This window comes from Flavobacterium sp., from assembly GCF_035299005.1.
Classification (GTDB): Bacteria; Bacteroidota; Bacteroidia; order Flavobacteriales; family Flavobacteriaceae; genus Flavobacterium.
Window position 1 is genome coordinate 124,222 of record NZ_DATGXL010000001.1, and the last position, 16,058, is coordinate 140,279.

Below are 16,058 nucleotides of genomic sequence, written 5' to 3' on the forward strand. Positions count from 1 at the left end.
ACTTAATGTGTTAGTTCTCATGTTCGACAAATATACTATTTTATTAACGAATGTAAAGAAAAAAATAACGAACAAATTTTAGTTTATTGTTTTCTTCTAATTTGTTAGTTATCAACAATTTTAGCCCTAATTTAAGGAGTGATAGGCTTTTATTTATTTTTCTTTTTTCTTTCTAAAGTTCTCAATTTCCTTGTTTTTGCAAATAAACTTTTGTTAAAAGTGGGTTTTTTAGTTTTTGAATCTAAAAACTTATTAACAAAGTGGTAGTTTGTGGTAAAAAGTGGTAAAAATTTTCTAAATTTGTCCTTATTCTAATTGAAATAAAAAATTGAAAACATTAATCGGAACATACGAGTGTAAAGTAGATGCCAAAGGAAGGCTGATGCTGCCTACGTCGCTAAAGAAACAATTGGGTTCTTTAGAGGAGGGTTTCGTGTTAAAGCGTTCCGTTTTTCAACCTTGTTTGGAGTTGTTTCCAATGAGCGAATGGAATAAAATGATGTTGAAAATCAATAAGCTAAATCGTTTTGTAAAAAAGAATAACGATTTTATTAGAAGATTTACGGCAGGAGTTAAAATGGTAGAGATTGATGCAACAGGGAGACTTTTGATTCCAAAAGATTTAGTGGTTTTTGCTCAAATCGATAAAGATATTGTGTTGAATTCAGCAATTAATATTATTGAAATTTGGGATAAAGATAAATATGAAAATGCGATTGAAAATGCTACGGATGATTTCGCAGATTTAGCAGAAGAAGTAATGGGTAATTTAAATGACGACGAAGATGGAATATCATAATCCGGTATTGTTAAAAGAAACGGTTGATGGATTAAATATTCGTCCTGATGGAGTGTATGTGGATGTTACTTTTGGTGGTGGCGGTCATTCGAGAGAAATTATGAGTCGTTTGGGTGAAAACGGAAAACTATTCGCTTTTGACCAAGATTTAGATGCTTTGAAAAACGCCATTGATGACGAGCGATTTACTTTAATCAATGAAAATTTTAGATTCATAAAACGATTTTTACGTTTCCACGGAGTCAAGCAAGTGGATGGAATTTTGGCAGATTTAGGCGTTTCATCACATCAATTTGATGTGGCTGAAAGAGGTTTTTCAACCCGTTTTGATGCTGAATTGGATATGCGAATGAATCAAAAAGGAGACATCAGTGCCTATCACGTAGTAAATGAATACGACGAACAAGATATTTCAAGGGTTTTGTTTGATTATGGCGAATTAAAAAATGCTAGAGCTATGGCAAACGTAATTGTAACGGCTCGAAAAGATAAAGAAATCAGGAATTCTGACGAATTGAAAAAAGTGCTGGCTAAGTTTTTACCAGGACATAAAAGCAATAAAATTTTAGCCCAAATATACCAAGCTATTCGTATTGAAGTAAATCAAGAGATGGAAGTTTTAAAAGAGTTTTTAGAGCAATCATTAGAGATTTTGAAGCCTGGTGGAAGATTGAGTGTGATTTCTTATCATTCATTAGAAGATAGGTTGGTAAAACGTTTTGTAAAAAATGGGATGTTTGAAGGAGAACCAGAACGTGATTTCTTTGGAAATTTTGAAGTTCCTTTTAAAATCATCGAAAAATTAATCGTTCCAACCGAAGAAGAAATTGCAATCAACAATAGAGCTCGAAGTGCAAAATTAAGAGTAGCAGAAAAAATATAATCACATGAAAAACGGAGTTTACAGTTTATTAAAAGCCAAATTTCTTATTAGTGATGACGCTCTTAAGAACTGGAAGTTTATAGTTTTTTTAGTGATTTTAGGAATGATTATGATTGCTAATAATCACCAATATGATGCTAAAAATTATAGAATTACCGAATTAACTAATCAAGTAAAAGAGTTGCGCTCTGAATTTGTAGACCGCCGTTCTGAATTGATGAAGTTAAAAATGGAATCTACTGTAGCAAAAAAAATGGAAGCAAGACAAATTCTACCATCAGAAGTGCCTCCAGTAAAAATAGTAGTGGAAAGTAAAAAAGAAAAAAATAGTTTTTGGGACAAATTAAAAATATGGCAATAGAAGATAAAAAAATATCGTATCGCATGTATTTTGTAGCCTTCATGTTTTTCATGATGGCAGTTTTTGTTTTGATTAAACTGAATAATATTCAATGGGTAGAAGGGAAATATTATCGCAAATTAGGAAACGAAAGAACGGTTAAAAATTTTCCAATTCCAGCCAATAAAGGAAACGTGTATTCTGCAGACGGAAGTCTGTTAGCAACTTCAATTCCAGAATATGCAATTTATTTTGATGCCGTGGCGCCGTCTGATGAAAATTTCAAAGAAAATGTAGAGGGGCTTTCAGACTCTTTATCGGTGATGTTTGGAAAATCTGCAGGACATTATCAAGCTAAATTGCAAAAAGCAAGAGCTAATAAAAGTCGTTACGTTTTTATAGCAAAAAAATTGAGTTATACCCAACAAATGCGTTTAAAAACATTTCCATTGTTCAATAAAGGAGCTAACAAAGGAGGATTAATTATTGAGCAAAAAATTGTGAGAGAGCATCCAATTGGTTTGGTAGCAAAAAGAACCATAGGTTACGAACGTTCAAATGAAGATGGAAAAGGGTTAGAATATGCTTTTCGTGATTATTTGAATGGAAAAAACGGACATCGTATGATGCAAAAAATCGCAAAAAATCAATGGAAACCTATTAGTGATATTAATGAAAGAGAACCTCAAGATGGCTATGATATTATTTCAACAATTGATGTATACATACAAGATATTGCACATCATGCGTTGTTGAAACAGTTAGAATATTACAGTGCGGATCACGGTTGTGTGGTAGTAATGGAGACCAAAACAGGTCACATCAAAGCTATTTCAAATTTAGGAAGAGCAGATGATGGGTCGTATTATGAAACACAAAATTATGCTATTGCAGAGTCACATGAACCTGGGTCAACATTCAAACTAGTGGATTTGATTGCGGTTTTAGATGATAAAAAAGCTGATACAAGTACGGTTTATAACTCTAATGGAGGTGAAATTCAGTATTACAAACGTAAAGTAAGAGATTCACATAAAGGTGGTTATGGTAAAATTTCATTAGCAAGAGGTTTTGAAGTTTCTTCGAACACAATTCTTGTGCAATCTGTTTACAATAGTTATAAAGACAATCCAAAACAATTTGTAGATAGAATCAATAGCTATGGTTTAAATAAACCATTAGGGTTGCCAATTAAAGGAGAAGGAATTCCTGTAATTCCTCAGCCTGGAACAGATAAGTGGTCGGGAGTTTCTTTGCCGTGGATGGCATTTGGATATGGTGTTTCCATAACTCCATTGCAAACATTGACATTGTATAATGCAGTTGCGAATGATGGGGTAATGGTGAAACCAATTTTTGTAAGTGAAATTAAGGAATGGAATAAAACAATCAAAAAGTACAATACCGAAATAATCAATCCAAAAATCTGTTCACAAGAAACACTAAATAAGGTACGAGCGGTATTACAAAACGTGGTGAAAAAAGGAACTGGGTCAAAATTGTATTCTAAAGATTTTTCAATGGCAGGAAAAACAGGAACTGCTCAAGTAAATTATAAAGATAAGTCAAAATTGTATTATGCTTCTTCTTTTGTTGGTTACTTTCCAGCAGATGAACCAAAATATTCATGCATTGTAGTAGTTCACAAACCAAATGTAGCTGCAGGATATTATGGTGCTGATGTTGCTGGGCCAGTTTTTAAACGAATCGCTCAAAAAATATTTACTGATTCTCCTTCAACCAATCATGTAAAAAATATAGATGCTAAGGTTGTTTCTCAAGAAAAAAGCTATGGAAACTATTATAAGGCTGTTGAAAAAGAAGTTCAAATAGTTCCAAATGTGAAAGGGATGGATGGAATGGACGCGGTGGCATTATTAGAAAATTTAGGATTAAAAGTTAAAGTCATTGGTATTGGAAAAGTTAAAAAACAATCACTTTCATCTGGGCAGGCTTTTAACAAAAATCAAACTATAATAATCGAATTATCTTGAAAAATTTAAAAGACATATTATATAAAGTAGGAATTGAAGCAGTTCAAGGAACTACTGATGTTACTATTTCAAAAATTGAATTCGATTCAAGAAAAATTGAATTGAACGATGTTTTTGTGGCTATCAGGGGTACACTTTCTGATGGTCATGATTATATTGAAAAAGCTGTAAATCTTGGTGCAATTGCAGTAATTTGTGAAGAATTTCCAAACACAATTATTGATGGAATTACTTATGTCAAAGTAAAAGATTCTAACGTAGCCTTGGCTTTTTTAGCGGCTAATTATTATGGAAATCCATCTGAAAGTTTAAAACTAGTTGGTGTTACAGGAACTAATGGTAAAACAACTATTGCTTCTTTATTGTACCAATTATTCAAAAAAGCAGGTTATAAAGTAGGATTGTTGTCAACTGTTAAAATCATGGTTGACGAGCAAGAATTCAAAGCTACCCATACAACGCCAGATTCTTTAACTATCAACAAGTATTTAGATGTAATGGTTTTAGATGGTTGCGAATTTTGCTTTATGGAAGTTTCTTCGCATGGTATCCATCAAAAAAGAACAGAAGCTTTGCATTTTGCAGGAGGTGTTTTTACAAACTTATCACATGATCATTTAGATTATCACAATACGTTTGCAGAATACCGTGATGTTAAAAAATTATTCTTTGATAATTTGCCAAAATCAGCTTTTGCAATTACCAATATTGATGATAAAAACGGAGCGATAATGCTTCAAAACACAAAAGCTAAGAAATTAACTTATGCTTTAAAATCATATGCTGATTACAAGGCGCAAATTTTAGAAAACCAATTATCTGGATTGTTATTAAAAGTTAATGATAATGAAGTTTGGGTAAAATTAATAGGTTCTTTTAATGCTTATAATTTATTAGCAATTTACGGAGTTGCTGTTGAATTAGGAATCGAAAGAGTTGAAGCTTTACGGTTACTTTCAGAATTAGAAAGTGTTTCAGGGCGATTTCAATTTATTGTTTCCAATTCAAAAATCACAGCTATTGTTGATTATGCACACACACCAGATGCCTTGGAAAATGTATTAAAAACCATTGAGGATATTCGAACTAAAAACGAGCAATTGATAACTGTTGTTGGTTGTGGTGGCGATAGAGATAAAACGAAAAGACCAATTATGGCAAACATTGCTTCTTCAATTAGTGACAAAGCTATTTTTACATCAGATAATCCAAGGACAGAGAATCCTGAAACCATAATTGAAGAAATGGAAAAAGGAGTAGAACCTCAAAATTTTAAGAAAACACTTTCGATTTTAGATAGAAAGCAAGCTATAAAAACAGCTTGTCAATTAGCAAATCCGAACGATATTATTTTAATCGCAGGGAAAGGACATGAGACTTATCAAGAAATAAAAGGAGTGCGTTATGATTTTGATGATTTAAAAATTGTAACCGAATTATTACAACAATTAAACAAATAAAAGCCAATCACTAACCCTTAAAACTAAGAAAAAAAGATGTTATATTATATTTTCCAATACTTAGATAAAGCATTTGATGTTCCAGGAGCTGGAGTGTTTCAATACATTACATTTCGTTCGGCGTTAGCTTTTATATTGTCAATATTGATAGCTACTATTTATGGTAAAAAAATTATTAACTATTTGAGAAATCAACAAGTTGGTGAAACAGTTCGTGAACTTGGTTTAGAAGGGCAAACTGCTAAAGCTGGAACGCCAACAATGGGTGGAATCATTATTATTTTAGCAACGTTAATTCCAGTTTTTTTACTTGCTAAATTGAATAATATTTACATTATTTTATTGATTATGACCACTCTTTGGATGGGAACAATTGGTTTTATTGATGATTATATTAAAATTTTCAAAAAAGACAAGCAAGGTTTAAAAGGAATTTTTAAAGTAATAGGGCAAGTAGGTTTAGGATTAATTGTAGGAACGGTTTTGTATCTAAGTCCAGATGTAACGGTTCGTAAAGATACAGTAGCTTCAAGAATTAAAATCGAAAACAATATTAAGCCAGCAGATTTAGAAGAAAAATCTACAGCGACCACGATTCCGTTTATGAAAAATAACGAATTTGATTATGCAGAAGTACTTTCTTTTATGGGAGATGGTTATGAGAATTATGCATGGTTGATTTTTATTCCGATGGTAATTATTGTAATTACGGCTGTATCAAACGGAGCTAATCTTACAGATGGAATCGATGGTTTAGCCGCTGGAACTTCCGCAATTTCAGTACTAACTTTAGGATTGTTCACTTTCGTTTCAGGTAACATTATTTTTTCTGATTATTTGAACATCATGTACATACCAAATTCGGGTGAAATGACAGTATATATTGCAGCATTCGTTGGAGCTTTGGTTGGATTTCTTTGGTACAACGCTTATCCTGCTTCAGTATTCATGGGTGATACAGGAAGTTTGACGATAGGTGGAATTATTGCTGTAATTGCAATTGCAATTCGCAAAGAATTAATGATTCCTGTGGTTTGTGGTATTTTCTTAGCCGAAAACTTATCGGTAATTCTACAAGTGAGTTATTTCAAATACACCAAAAAGAAGTTTGGAGAAGGACGACGAATCTTTTTAATGTCACCATTACATCATCATTATCAGAAAAAAGGGTATCACGAAAGTAGAATTGTAACTCGCTTTTGGATTGTTGGAATTCTATTAGCTATTTTCTCACTCGTTTCTTTAAAATTAAGATAAGATGCGGCTGGTAGTTTTAGGCGGAGGCGAAAGTGGAGTTGGAACCGCCATTTTAGGAAAGAAAAAAGGATACGATGTTTTTGTGTCAGATTTTGGAAAAATAAAAGAAAATTATAAAGAAGTTCTTACCATTAATGGAATCGCTTGGGAAGATGAAAAGCACACAGAAGATTTAATTCTGAATGCCGATGTTGTAATGAAAAGCCCTGGAATTCCTGAAAAAGCACCCATCGTAAAAAAGCTTATCGAAAAAGGAATTTCGGTAATTTCTGAAATCGAATTTGCTATTCAGTTTACTGATGCAACTACAGTTGGAATTACAGGGAGCAATGGGAAAACAACCACAACACTTTTGACGTATCATTTGTTAAAACAAGGTGGTTTAAATGTAGGATTAGCAGGAAATATCGGAAAAAGTTTTGCTTGGCAAGTAGCTGAAAACAAGCACGATATTTATGTGTTAGAATTGAGTAGTTTTCAATTGGACGGAATCATAAATTACAAGCCACACATTGCGATTATTACGAATATTAGCCCAGATCATTTAGATAGATATAATTATGATTACAATTTATACATCGATTCCAAATTTAGAATTACAAAAAATCAAACAGAAGCTGATTATTTGATTTATGATAATGAAGATGAGGCAATTAAAAATTGGTTAAACAATAACAAGATTAAAGCAAACAAAGTTCCTTTTTCGCTCATAAAAAAACCAGAAAATCAAGGAGCATTTTTAGAAGATAACAACATTAACAGCACAATTAATAAAGAACTATTTACTATGCCAATCAACGAACTAGCTTTAGAAGGAAAACACAACATTAAGAATGCAATGGCAGCAACAGCTGTAGCGCAATTGTTGAATATTAGAAAACAAACCATCAGAGAAAGTTTAACAAATTTCCAAGGTGCTGAACACCGATTAGAAAAAGTATTGAAGATTCAAGGTGTACAATACATCAACGATTCTAAGGCTACGAATGTGAATTCGGTTTTTTATGCTTTGGATAGTATGACAACGCCAACTGTTTGGATAGTGGGAGGTGTTGACAAAGGAAATGATTACGATGAGTTAATGCCATTAGTGCGCGAGAAAGTAAAAGCAATTGTATGTTTAGGTGTTGATAATACAAAAATTATTAATGCTTTCAATAATGTTGTAGATGTAATGGTAGAAACTACATCAATGGCCGAAGCAGTTCAATTAGCACAACGTTTGGCTGAAAAAGGAGATAGTGTATTATTATCACCAGCATGCGCAAGTTTTGATTTGTTTGAAAATTACGAGGACAGAGGAAAACAATTCAAACAAGCGATTTATAATTTATAAAATTAAACATAAATGTTCGATATCATTGGTAAAATACGAGGAGATAAAACCATTTGGGCTATAGTTTTTCTATTAGCGCTTATTTCTTTTTTACCAGTATATAGTGCAAGTACTAATTTGGTTTACGTTATCGGAAAAGGGACTACAATTGGTTACTTGTTTAAACATTTTGTACATGTAATGCTAGGGTTTACTATTATTTATTTTGTGCATAAAACACCTTATCATTACTTCAAAGCATTATCTATTTTCGGAATCCCGTTGGTGATTTTACTTTTAGTATATACTTTATTCAAAGGAACAGTTATTGATGGTGCAAATGCTAGTCGTTGGATTCAAATTCCGTTTGTAGGAATCAGCTTTCAAACATCTACGTTAGCATTTATTGTTTTAATGATTTACGTAGCGCGTTATTTAGCAAAAGTCAGCGATAAAGAATATTCGTTCAAAGATTCATTATTAGAGTTATGGGCTCCCGTTTTTGCTGTTTTAGCATTAGTGCTTCCTGCAAATTTTTCAACGACAGCCCTAATTTTTTCAATGGTGTGTATGTTGGTTTTTATAGGTCAATATCCATTGAAATATCTAGGATTTATTATTGGAGCAGGTTTTGCTAGTTTGTTAATGTTTGTTTTGGTAGCAAAAGCATTTCCAGATGCTATGCCTAATCGTGTGGATACATGGATGAGTCGTATCGATAGCTTTTTTGACGACAAACCAAATGAAGATGATTACCAGATTGAAAAAGCAAAAATTGCTATTGCATCCGGAAAAATATATGGATTAGGACCGGGAAAAAGCGTTCAGAAAAACTTTTTACCACAATCTTCTTCCGATTTCATTTTCGCAATCATTGTGGAAGAATATGGATTAATAGGTGCTGTCGGAATTATATTTTTGTATTTGTTGTTGTTTATCCGTTTCATTATTGATGCGCAAAAAGCAACCACATTATTTGGAAAACTCTTAATCATTGGGCTTGGATTTTCAATCATATTTCAAGCATTTATCAATATGGGAGTTGCGGTAGAATTGCTTCCAGTAACTGGTCAGCCTTTGCCTTTAATTAGTAGTGGGGGAACTTCAATTTGGATGACATGTATCGCCATTGGAATTATTTTAAGTGTTACGAAAAAAGAAGAAGAAGTAGCATTGGATTTAGAAGAAAAACGTAAACGTGATGAAGCGTTACAACAAATTATCGATGCGCAAGTAGCATTAAATGAAGAAAAAGAAGCCGATGAAAATCAACAAAAAATAAATAATATTAAAAGTTCAATTAAAGAGTCATTAATTGAAGATGAAAACGGAGATGTGTTAGTAAACGGGCAAAATCCAATGAACGCAGTTTTAAATAAAAAGTAATGAAAAAACCAAGATTCATAATAAGCGGAGGTGGAACAGGCGGACATATTTATCCTGCAGTTGCAATTGCAAACGAATTAAAATCTCGTTTTCCAGAAGCAGAATTTCTTTTTGTAGGCGCCAAAGATAAAATGGAAATGCAAAAAGTGCCTCAAGCAGGATACGCCATCAAAGGATTATGGATTTCTGGAATTCAACGAAAATTAACTTTTGATAATGCGATGTTTCCTTTCAAACTGCTTTCAAGTATGTGGAATTCATTTCGAATTATTAAAAGTTTTAAGCCTGATGTAGTAATTGGAACTGGAGGTTTTGCAAGCGGAGCAGTTTTGAAAGTAGCTTCGATGTTAAATATTCCAACGGTTATTCAAGAACAAAATTCATATCCTGGAATCACGAATAAATTATTAGCTAAAAAAGCAAATAAAATTTGTGTGGCTTACGAAAATTTGGAACGATTTTTCCCAAAAGATAAAATGATTTTGACAGGAAACCCAGTCCGACAAGATTTGATTAATGAAGCTAGTAAAAGTGAAGCTATTGCTTATTTTAAATTAGATGCGAATAAAAAAACATTGTTAGTTTTAGGAGGAAGTTTAGGCGCTAGAAGAATCAATCAATTGATTGAGAAAGAATTGGATTTTATATTGAGTCAAAATATTCAAATCATCTGGCAATGTGGTAAATTATATTTGAACGATTATTCAAAATATAATGAAAAAGAAAACGTTCAGGTAGTAGCATTTATAGATAGAATGGATTTGGTTTACGCAGCTGCAGATGTCGTAATTTCTCGTTCAGGAGCATCATCCGTTTCGGAATTGTGTATTGTGGGAGAACCAACGATTTTTATTCCGTCACCAAATGTTGCTGAAGATCATCAAACTAAAAATGCTAAAGCAATTTCGGATAAAAATGGAGCAATTTTAATCAAAGAATCTGAATTAGATACTCAATTTGAAACGATTTTTTCAGACTTAATTTCTGACGAAAAGAAACAATTAGAATTAAGTAAAAATATAATGAGATTAGCCAAACCAAATGCAACAAAAGATATTGTTGAAGAGATAATAAAACTAATCAACTAAATAAATTAACAGTTAAACAATTTAACTAAAAAAATGAATCTAAATCAAATACATAACGTTTATTTCATCGGAATCGGAGGTATCGGAATGAGTGCTTTGGCGCGTTATTTTCAATACATTGGAAAAAAAGTAGTGGGTTATGACAAAACACCAACTCAGTTAACAGATGAATTGCAAGAAATAGGTTTAGAAATTCATTTTGAAGACAATATAAATCTTATTCCATCTGATTTTTACAGAGAAAATACGCTGGTAGTTGTTACTCCAGCTGTTCCTGTTTCGCATTCCGAGTGGAATTATTTTGTTGAGAGAGAATATAATATTAAAAAGCGTGCCGAAGTTTTAGGAATTATTACTAAAGACACGTACTGTTTCGCTGTTGCAGGAACACATGGTAAAACCACAACATCAAGTATCTTAGGACATGTTCTGTATGAAAGTGGAGTAGATGTAACGGCTTTTTTAGGAGGAATAGTCGAAAACTATAATTCTAATTTAATAGGTTCAGGAAAAACTGTAACGGTTGTAGAAGCTGATGAGTTTGATCGTTCTTTTTTACATTTACATCCTAATGTTTCTTGTGTAACCTCAATGGATGCTGACCATTTAGATATTTATGGTGATGCAGCTCATATTGAAGAATCATTTAGAGAGTTTGCAGCGAAAACACCTGCCGAGAGTTTATATATTATCAAGGGATTACCATTAGAAGGAAATACTATCGGAGTAAATAATGATGCTGATTTTTCTGCTCAAAACATCCGAATTGAAAATGGTTTTTATGTTTTTGATGTAAAAACACCATCCGAAGTAGTTCAAAATGTAAAATTTGGATTACCTGGTCATCATAATTTAACTAATGCATTGTTAGCTTTTGCGATGGCGAAATCTTATGGTGTTTCTAATGAGAAAATCATTGCGGCATTAGCAAGTTTTAAAGGTGTAAGAAGACGTTTTTCATTCCAAATTAGAGAAGAAGAATTAGTTTATATAGATGATTACGCACATCATCCAACTGAAATTAATGCGGTGCATCAAGCGGTTCGTGAATTGTATCCAGGTAAAAAAATCATCGCAGCATTTCAACCTCATTTGTTCAGTAGAACGAAAGATTTTGTTGATGGTTTTGCAGAGAGTTTAAGTAAGTTTGATGAGATTTTATTATTGGAAATTTATCCAGCTCGCGAGTTGCCTATGGAAGGTGTAAATTCGACTTGGTTGTTGAATAAAATTGATAATCCAAATAAAAAATTAGTTAGCAAAGAGGATTTGTTCACAGCTTTTGAAAATTCAGATGCAGATGTGTTTGTGACAATTGGTGCGGGCGATATTGGTGAACTTGTAAAAGATCTAAAAAAAGCGCTTCATGAGAAGAATTAATTGGCATACTATTCGATTAGTGTTAATCATTTTTGTGATGATTTTTTTGTACTCTTTTTCTTCAAAGAGGAATAGTGAGCGCAAAATCAATAAGATAGATATTAAGTTTGAGTCGAATGAAAATATGTTTTTAACACATGAAATGGTTAATAACTTGTTAATACAAAATTTGGGAGGTAGTTCAAGAATACAAAAAGATAAAGTAGATTTGAATACTTTAGAAACTATTCTCGATGATCACGAGATGATTGAAAAAGCACAAGTTTTTTCAACAATAGATGGTTTTCTAAATACGCGTATTACTCAAAAGGCCCCAATCGTAAGAGTTATTACAGATAGTGAGAGTTATTATCTTGATTCAAAAGGTGATAAGATGTCATTGTCGCAAAATTTTTCGGCACGAGTTCCGCTAGTATCTGGCGAAATGAGTAAAGGAACTGAAAAACCCTATTTGTTGTTATTCAATGAAATCAAAAAAGATGATTTCTTGAGTAAAAACATTACAGGTGCCAAAATTATGCCTTCTGGCAATGTGGTTTTAACCAACAGAAGTTATGATTATAAAATAGCATTTGGGAAACCAATTAATGTTGAAAAAAAACTTAAAAATTACAAAGCATTTTTTCATCATGCTGTAAAAGATACATTGATTAAAAGTTATAAAGAGGTAAACTTAATGTTTACACAACAAGTGGTTTGTAAGAAATAGAGCGAGTTATGAACAAAGACAACATTGCAGTAGGATTAGATATTGGTACAACTAAAATTGTAGCAATGATAGGGAAGAAGAATGAATACGGAAAGCTAGAAATTCTTGGAGTAGGAAAATCTAAAAGCTTAGGTGTGCATAGAGGTGTTGTAAACAATATTACACAAACTATTCAATCTATTCAGCAAGCGGTAACTGATGCTGAAAATGATTCGGGTTATAAAATAAATGATGTAGTGGTAGGTATTGCAGGGCAACATATTCGCAGTATTCAACACAGTGATTATATCAGTCGTCCTAATGCCGAAGAAGTAATTGGCGATGCTGATATTGATACATTAATTGGACAAGTTCATAAATTGGCAATGTTGCCAGGGGAAGAAATTATTCATGTTTTGCCACAAGAATTTAAAATCGATGGTCAAGCTGAAATTAAAGAACCAATCGGAATGTATGGCGGGAGATTAGAGTCTAGTTTTCACGTTGTAGTTGGTCAAGCGGCTTCGATTCGTAATTTGGGAAGATGTGTTAAAAGTGCAGGATTAGAATTGTCAGGATTAACATTAGAGCCTTTAGCATCAGCAGATGCTGTTTTAAGTCAGGAAGAAAAAGAAGCAGGAGTTGCTTTGATAGATATAGGTGGTGGAACAACCGATTTAGCCATTTTTAAAGATGGAATCATTCGTCACACAGCTGTAATTCCTTTCGGAGGAAACGTAATTACGGAAGATATTAAAGAAGGTTGTTCAATCATTGAAAAACAAGCAGAGTTGTTAAAAACGCGATTTGGTTCGGCTTGGCCAGGAGAAAATAAAGACAACGAAATTGTTTCTATTCCAGGATTGAGAGGTAGAGAACCGAAAGAAATTTCACTTAAAAATTTGTCAAAAATTATTCATGCTAGAGTTGTGGAAATTATTGAACAAGTATATGCTGAAATTAAATTATATGGACATGAAGATCCTAAGAAAAAACTTATTGCAGGTATTGTATTAACAGGTGGTGGAGCACAATTGCAACACATTAAACAACTGGTAGAATACATTACAGGAATGGATACAAGAATTGGTTATCCAAACGAGCATTTAGCTGGAGATTCAAACGAAGAATTGTCAAGTCCATTATATGCTACAGCAGTTGGTTTAGTAATGAATAGTATTAGAAACAATACAAAAAGTGCTACTCCATTTGTAGAAATGAAAAAAGAAGAGCCAGTAGTGGTGGCTCGTCCTCAAGTTGTAATTGAAGAGACAATTATCGAGGAAGAAAAAGAGGAGCCAAAAGCTACTCAACCTATCAAAACAGAAACAACGGATGATAGAATCAAACGTTCGTTTTTTGATAAGTATATAGATAAGATTAAAGAATTTTTAGATAACGCAGAATAAAAGGAGATACTATGTCAGAATTTGGAAACATTTCATTCGATTTACCTAAAAACCAATCTAACGTAATTAAAGTAATTGGCGTTGGTGGTGGAGGTAGTAATGCCATTAACCACATGTTTAAACAAGGCATTAAAGGTGTTGATTTTGTAGTTTGTAATACTGATTCTCAGGCATTGCAAAATAGTCCTGTGCCTAATAAAATTCAGTTGGGTGTAAGCTTAACAGAAGGATTAGGGGCTGGAGCAAATCCTGAAGTAGGTCAACAATCTGCTATAGAAAGTATTGCCGAAATTGAGAAAATGTTGGATAGCAACACCAAAATGGTTTTCATCACTGCAGGTATGGGTGGTGGAACAGGAACTGGTGCGGCTCCTGTAATTGCGCAATTGGCGAAAGAGCGCGACATTTTAACTGTTGGTATTGTTACGATTCCTTTTCAATTTGAAGGTAAAGTTCGTTCTGAGCAAGCGTTAGCCGGAGTAGAGCGTTTACGCAAGCAAGTAGATTCTTTAGTTGTTATCAATAATAATAAATTACGTGAAGTTTATGGAAATCTAGGATTCAAAGCTGGTTTCTCCAAAGCAGATGAAGTATTAGCTACAGCATCAAGAGGAATTGCAGAAGTAATTACACACCACTATACTCAAAATATCGACCTTAAAGATGCTAAAACCGTGTTGTCAAACAGTGGAACGGCAATCATGGGTTCTGCTACAGCAGCTGGAACAGATAGAGCAAAGCAAGCTATTTCAAGTGCTTTGGATTCTCCATTATTGAACGATAATAAAATTACAGGAGCGAAAAACGTGTTATTGTTAATCGTTTCTGGAACAGATGAAGCTAACGAAATTACAATCGATGAAATCGGAGAAATCAATGATTTCATTCAATCTGAAGCGGGCTACAATGCAAACATCATTATGGGTGTTGGTGAAGAAGAAGCTTTAGGTGAAGCAATTTCGGTAACGGTAATTGCTACAGGTTTTAACATTGAGCAACAAGCTGAAATCGTAAATACAGAGCCTAAGAAAATTATTCATTCTTTAGAAGACGAACAAAAAATTGTTCACGAATTGTTGAATAAAACAATTGCTAGTCTTCCAGTTAATGAGCCAATTTTTGAAACGCCAATAGAAACAGAAATTAAAGCAGATATTATCAATCCAATTTGTGACGAACTTGCTGAACAAAAAGTTGTTTTTACTTTAGAAGAAGAAGTTGAAGAACAGGTTTTTGAAATTCATACACCAGTTGCTGCTATTGATTTAGTGCCTACAACCGATTTTTTAAAAAATATTGATGTAACTTTTGAAGTGATTAGCCCAAATGTAGCGCCGACTTTTGAAATCATTACACCACAAATCAGAGAAATTGAAGTTAAAGAACCAGAGTTTGTAGTAGCAAAAGACGACTTTAATTTTTCGTTAGATTTATTTGAAACTAAGATTGAGACTAAAGCTGAAAATACAATTGTATTTGATTTATCACCTGAAACACGTTCAATGGAAGTAAAAGATCCAATTAATGTGGTTCCGGTTACTGAAGTAAATCAAAATGGAATTATTAAATATTCATTAGAAGATTATTTAGAAAAAGAGGAAGAATTAGTAGCTTCTAAACCAGTAGAAATTGTTGCTGAACCAGTAGATGAGGAGCTAAATTTTACCATGAAAAAAGAAGTGGAAAAATTAGAAGATAATATTCAGTTTGATGCAGTTTCTCCTCTTGAAATGTCAATCGAAGAAACATTAAAGTTTAGAGCAGAAGAGCGTAAAAGAAAAATGAAAGAATTCAACCACAAATTCAACAATAGTAATGCACAAATTGATGAGTTTGAAAGAGAACCAGCTTATAAAAGAATGGGAATTGATGTAACTTCAACACCTGCAAACAATAATCAATCTCGCATGTCATTAGGAATCGATAGTAACGACGACATTCAACTTCGTTCAAACAATTCATTTCTTCATGATAACGTAGATTAAATCTATAATAAACTAACCTACCCTACAAAACCCGAAGAGCAATTTTCGGGTTTTTTTGTTACCTTTGCAAAACT

General features: G+C 32.9%; 13 protein-coding genes. All 13 read left to right on the forward strand.

What is annotated here, in order from left to right; all coding sequences use genetic code 11:
• Positions 1-328: 328 nt before the first annotated feature.
• Genes mraZ through ftsZ form a run of 13 tightly spaced genes read left to right on the forward strand, consistent with a single transcriptional unit; the run spans position 329 to position 15,984 of the window.
• Positions 329-799 carry a division/cell wall cluster transcriptional repressor MraZ gene (gene mraZ / locus VK164_RS00590; RefSeq protein ID WP_291135713.1) on the forward strand — a complete coding sequence of 157 codons (471 nt, stop codon included), beginning with the start codon at positions 329-331 and terminating at the stop codon, positions 797-799.
• Positions 774-1,682, forward strand: a complete 909-nt coding sequence (rsmH, locus tag VK164_RS00595) for a 16S rRNA (cytosine(1402)-N(4))-methyltransferase RsmH (protein ID WP_324207504.1) — start codon at positions 774-776, stop codon at positions 1,680-1,682. The genes mraZ and rsmH overlap by 26 nt, the downstream gene beginning before the upstream one ends.
• 4 nt (positions 1,683-1,686) lie before the next feature.
• Positions 1,687-2,043, forward strand: a complete 357-nt coding sequence (locus tag VK164_RS00600; RefSeq protein ID WP_324207505.1) for an FtsL-like putative cell division protein — start codon at positions 1,687-1,689, stop codon at positions 2,041-2,043.
• Positions 2,034-4,016: a penicillin-binding protein gene (locus tag VK164_RS00605; RefSeq protein ID WP_324207506.1), complete on the forward strand. Its 1,983-nt coding sequence runs from the start codon at positions 2,034-2,036 to the stop codon at positions 4,014-4,016. The genes VK164_RS00600 and VK164_RS00605 overlap by 10 nt, the downstream gene beginning before the upstream one ends.
• On the forward strand, positions 4,013-5,476 hold the full coding sequence (locus VK164_RS00610; RefSeq protein WP_324207507.1) for a UDP-N-acetylmuramoyl-L-alanyl-D-glutamate--2,6-diaminopimelate ligase: 1,464 nt from the start codon (positions 4,013-4,015) through the stop codon (positions 5,474-5,476). Before VK164_RS00605 ends, VK164_RS00610 begins: the two co-directional genes overlap by 4 nt.
• A gap of 36 nt (positions 5,477-5,512) precedes the next feature.
• A complete protein-coding gene (mraY, locus tag VK164_RS00615) occupies positions 5,513-6,733 on the forward strand; it encodes a phospho-N-acetylmuramoyl-pentapeptide-transferase (protein WP_324207508.1) in 1,221 nt (406 codons plus the stop codon).
• Between the two features lies 1 nt (position 6,734).
• Positions 6,735-8,069 carry a UDP-N-acetylmuramoyl-L-alanine--D-glutamate ligase gene (murD, locus tag VK164_RS00620; RefSeq protein WP_324207509.1) on the forward strand — a complete coding sequence of 445 codons (1,335 nt, stop codon included), beginning with the start codon at positions 6,735-6,737 and terminating at the stop codon, positions 8,067-8,069.
• A gap of 12 nt (positions 8,070-8,081) precedes the next feature.
• Positions 8,082-9,434: an FtsW/RodA/SpoVE family cell cycle protein gene (locus VK164_RS00625; RefSeq protein ID WP_324207510.1), complete on the forward strand. Its 1,353-nt coding sequence runs from the start codon at positions 8,082-8,084 to the stop codon at positions 9,432-9,434.
• The gene (murG, locus tag VK164_RS00630) at positions 9,434-10,522 is read left to right on the forward strand and encodes an undecaprenyldiphospho-muramoylpentapeptide beta-N-acetylglucosaminyltransferase (RefSeq protein WP_324207511.1); all 1,089 of its coding nucleotides are present in this window, start codon (positions 9,434-9,436) and stop codon (positions 10,520-10,522) included. The genes VK164_RS00625 and murG overlap by 1 nt, the downstream gene beginning before the upstream one ends.
• 33 nt (positions 10,523-10,555) lie before the next feature.
• Positions 10,556-11,902, forward strand: coding sequence for a UDP-N-acetylmuramate--L-alanine ligase (gene murC / locus VK164_RS00635; protein ID WP_324207512.1), 1,347 nt, complete (start codon positions 10,556-10,558; stop codon positions 11,900-11,902).
• Positions 11,889-12,611 (forward strand): cell division protein FtsQ, encoded by a 723-nt coding sequence (locus VK164_RS00640; protein ID WP_324207513.1) that lies wholly within the window; start codon positions 11,889-11,891, stop codon positions 12,609-12,611. Before murC ends, VK164_RS00640 begins: the two co-directional genes overlap by 14 nt.
• A gap of 8 nt (positions 12,612-12,619) precedes the next feature.
• Positions 12,620-13,999, forward strand: a complete 1,380-nt coding sequence (ftsA, locus tag VK164_RS00645) for a cell division protein FtsA (RefSeq protein ID WP_324207514.1) — start codon at positions 12,620-12,622, stop codon at positions 13,997-13,999.
• A gap of 11 nt (positions 14,000-14,010) precedes the next feature.
• Entirely contained in the window at positions 14,011-15,984 is a 1,974-nt protein-coding gene (gene ftsZ / locus VK164_RS00650) for a cell division protein FtsZ (RefSeq protein ID WP_324207515.1), read from the forward strand.
• The last annotated feature ends 74 nt before the right edge of the window (positions 15,985-16,058 follow it).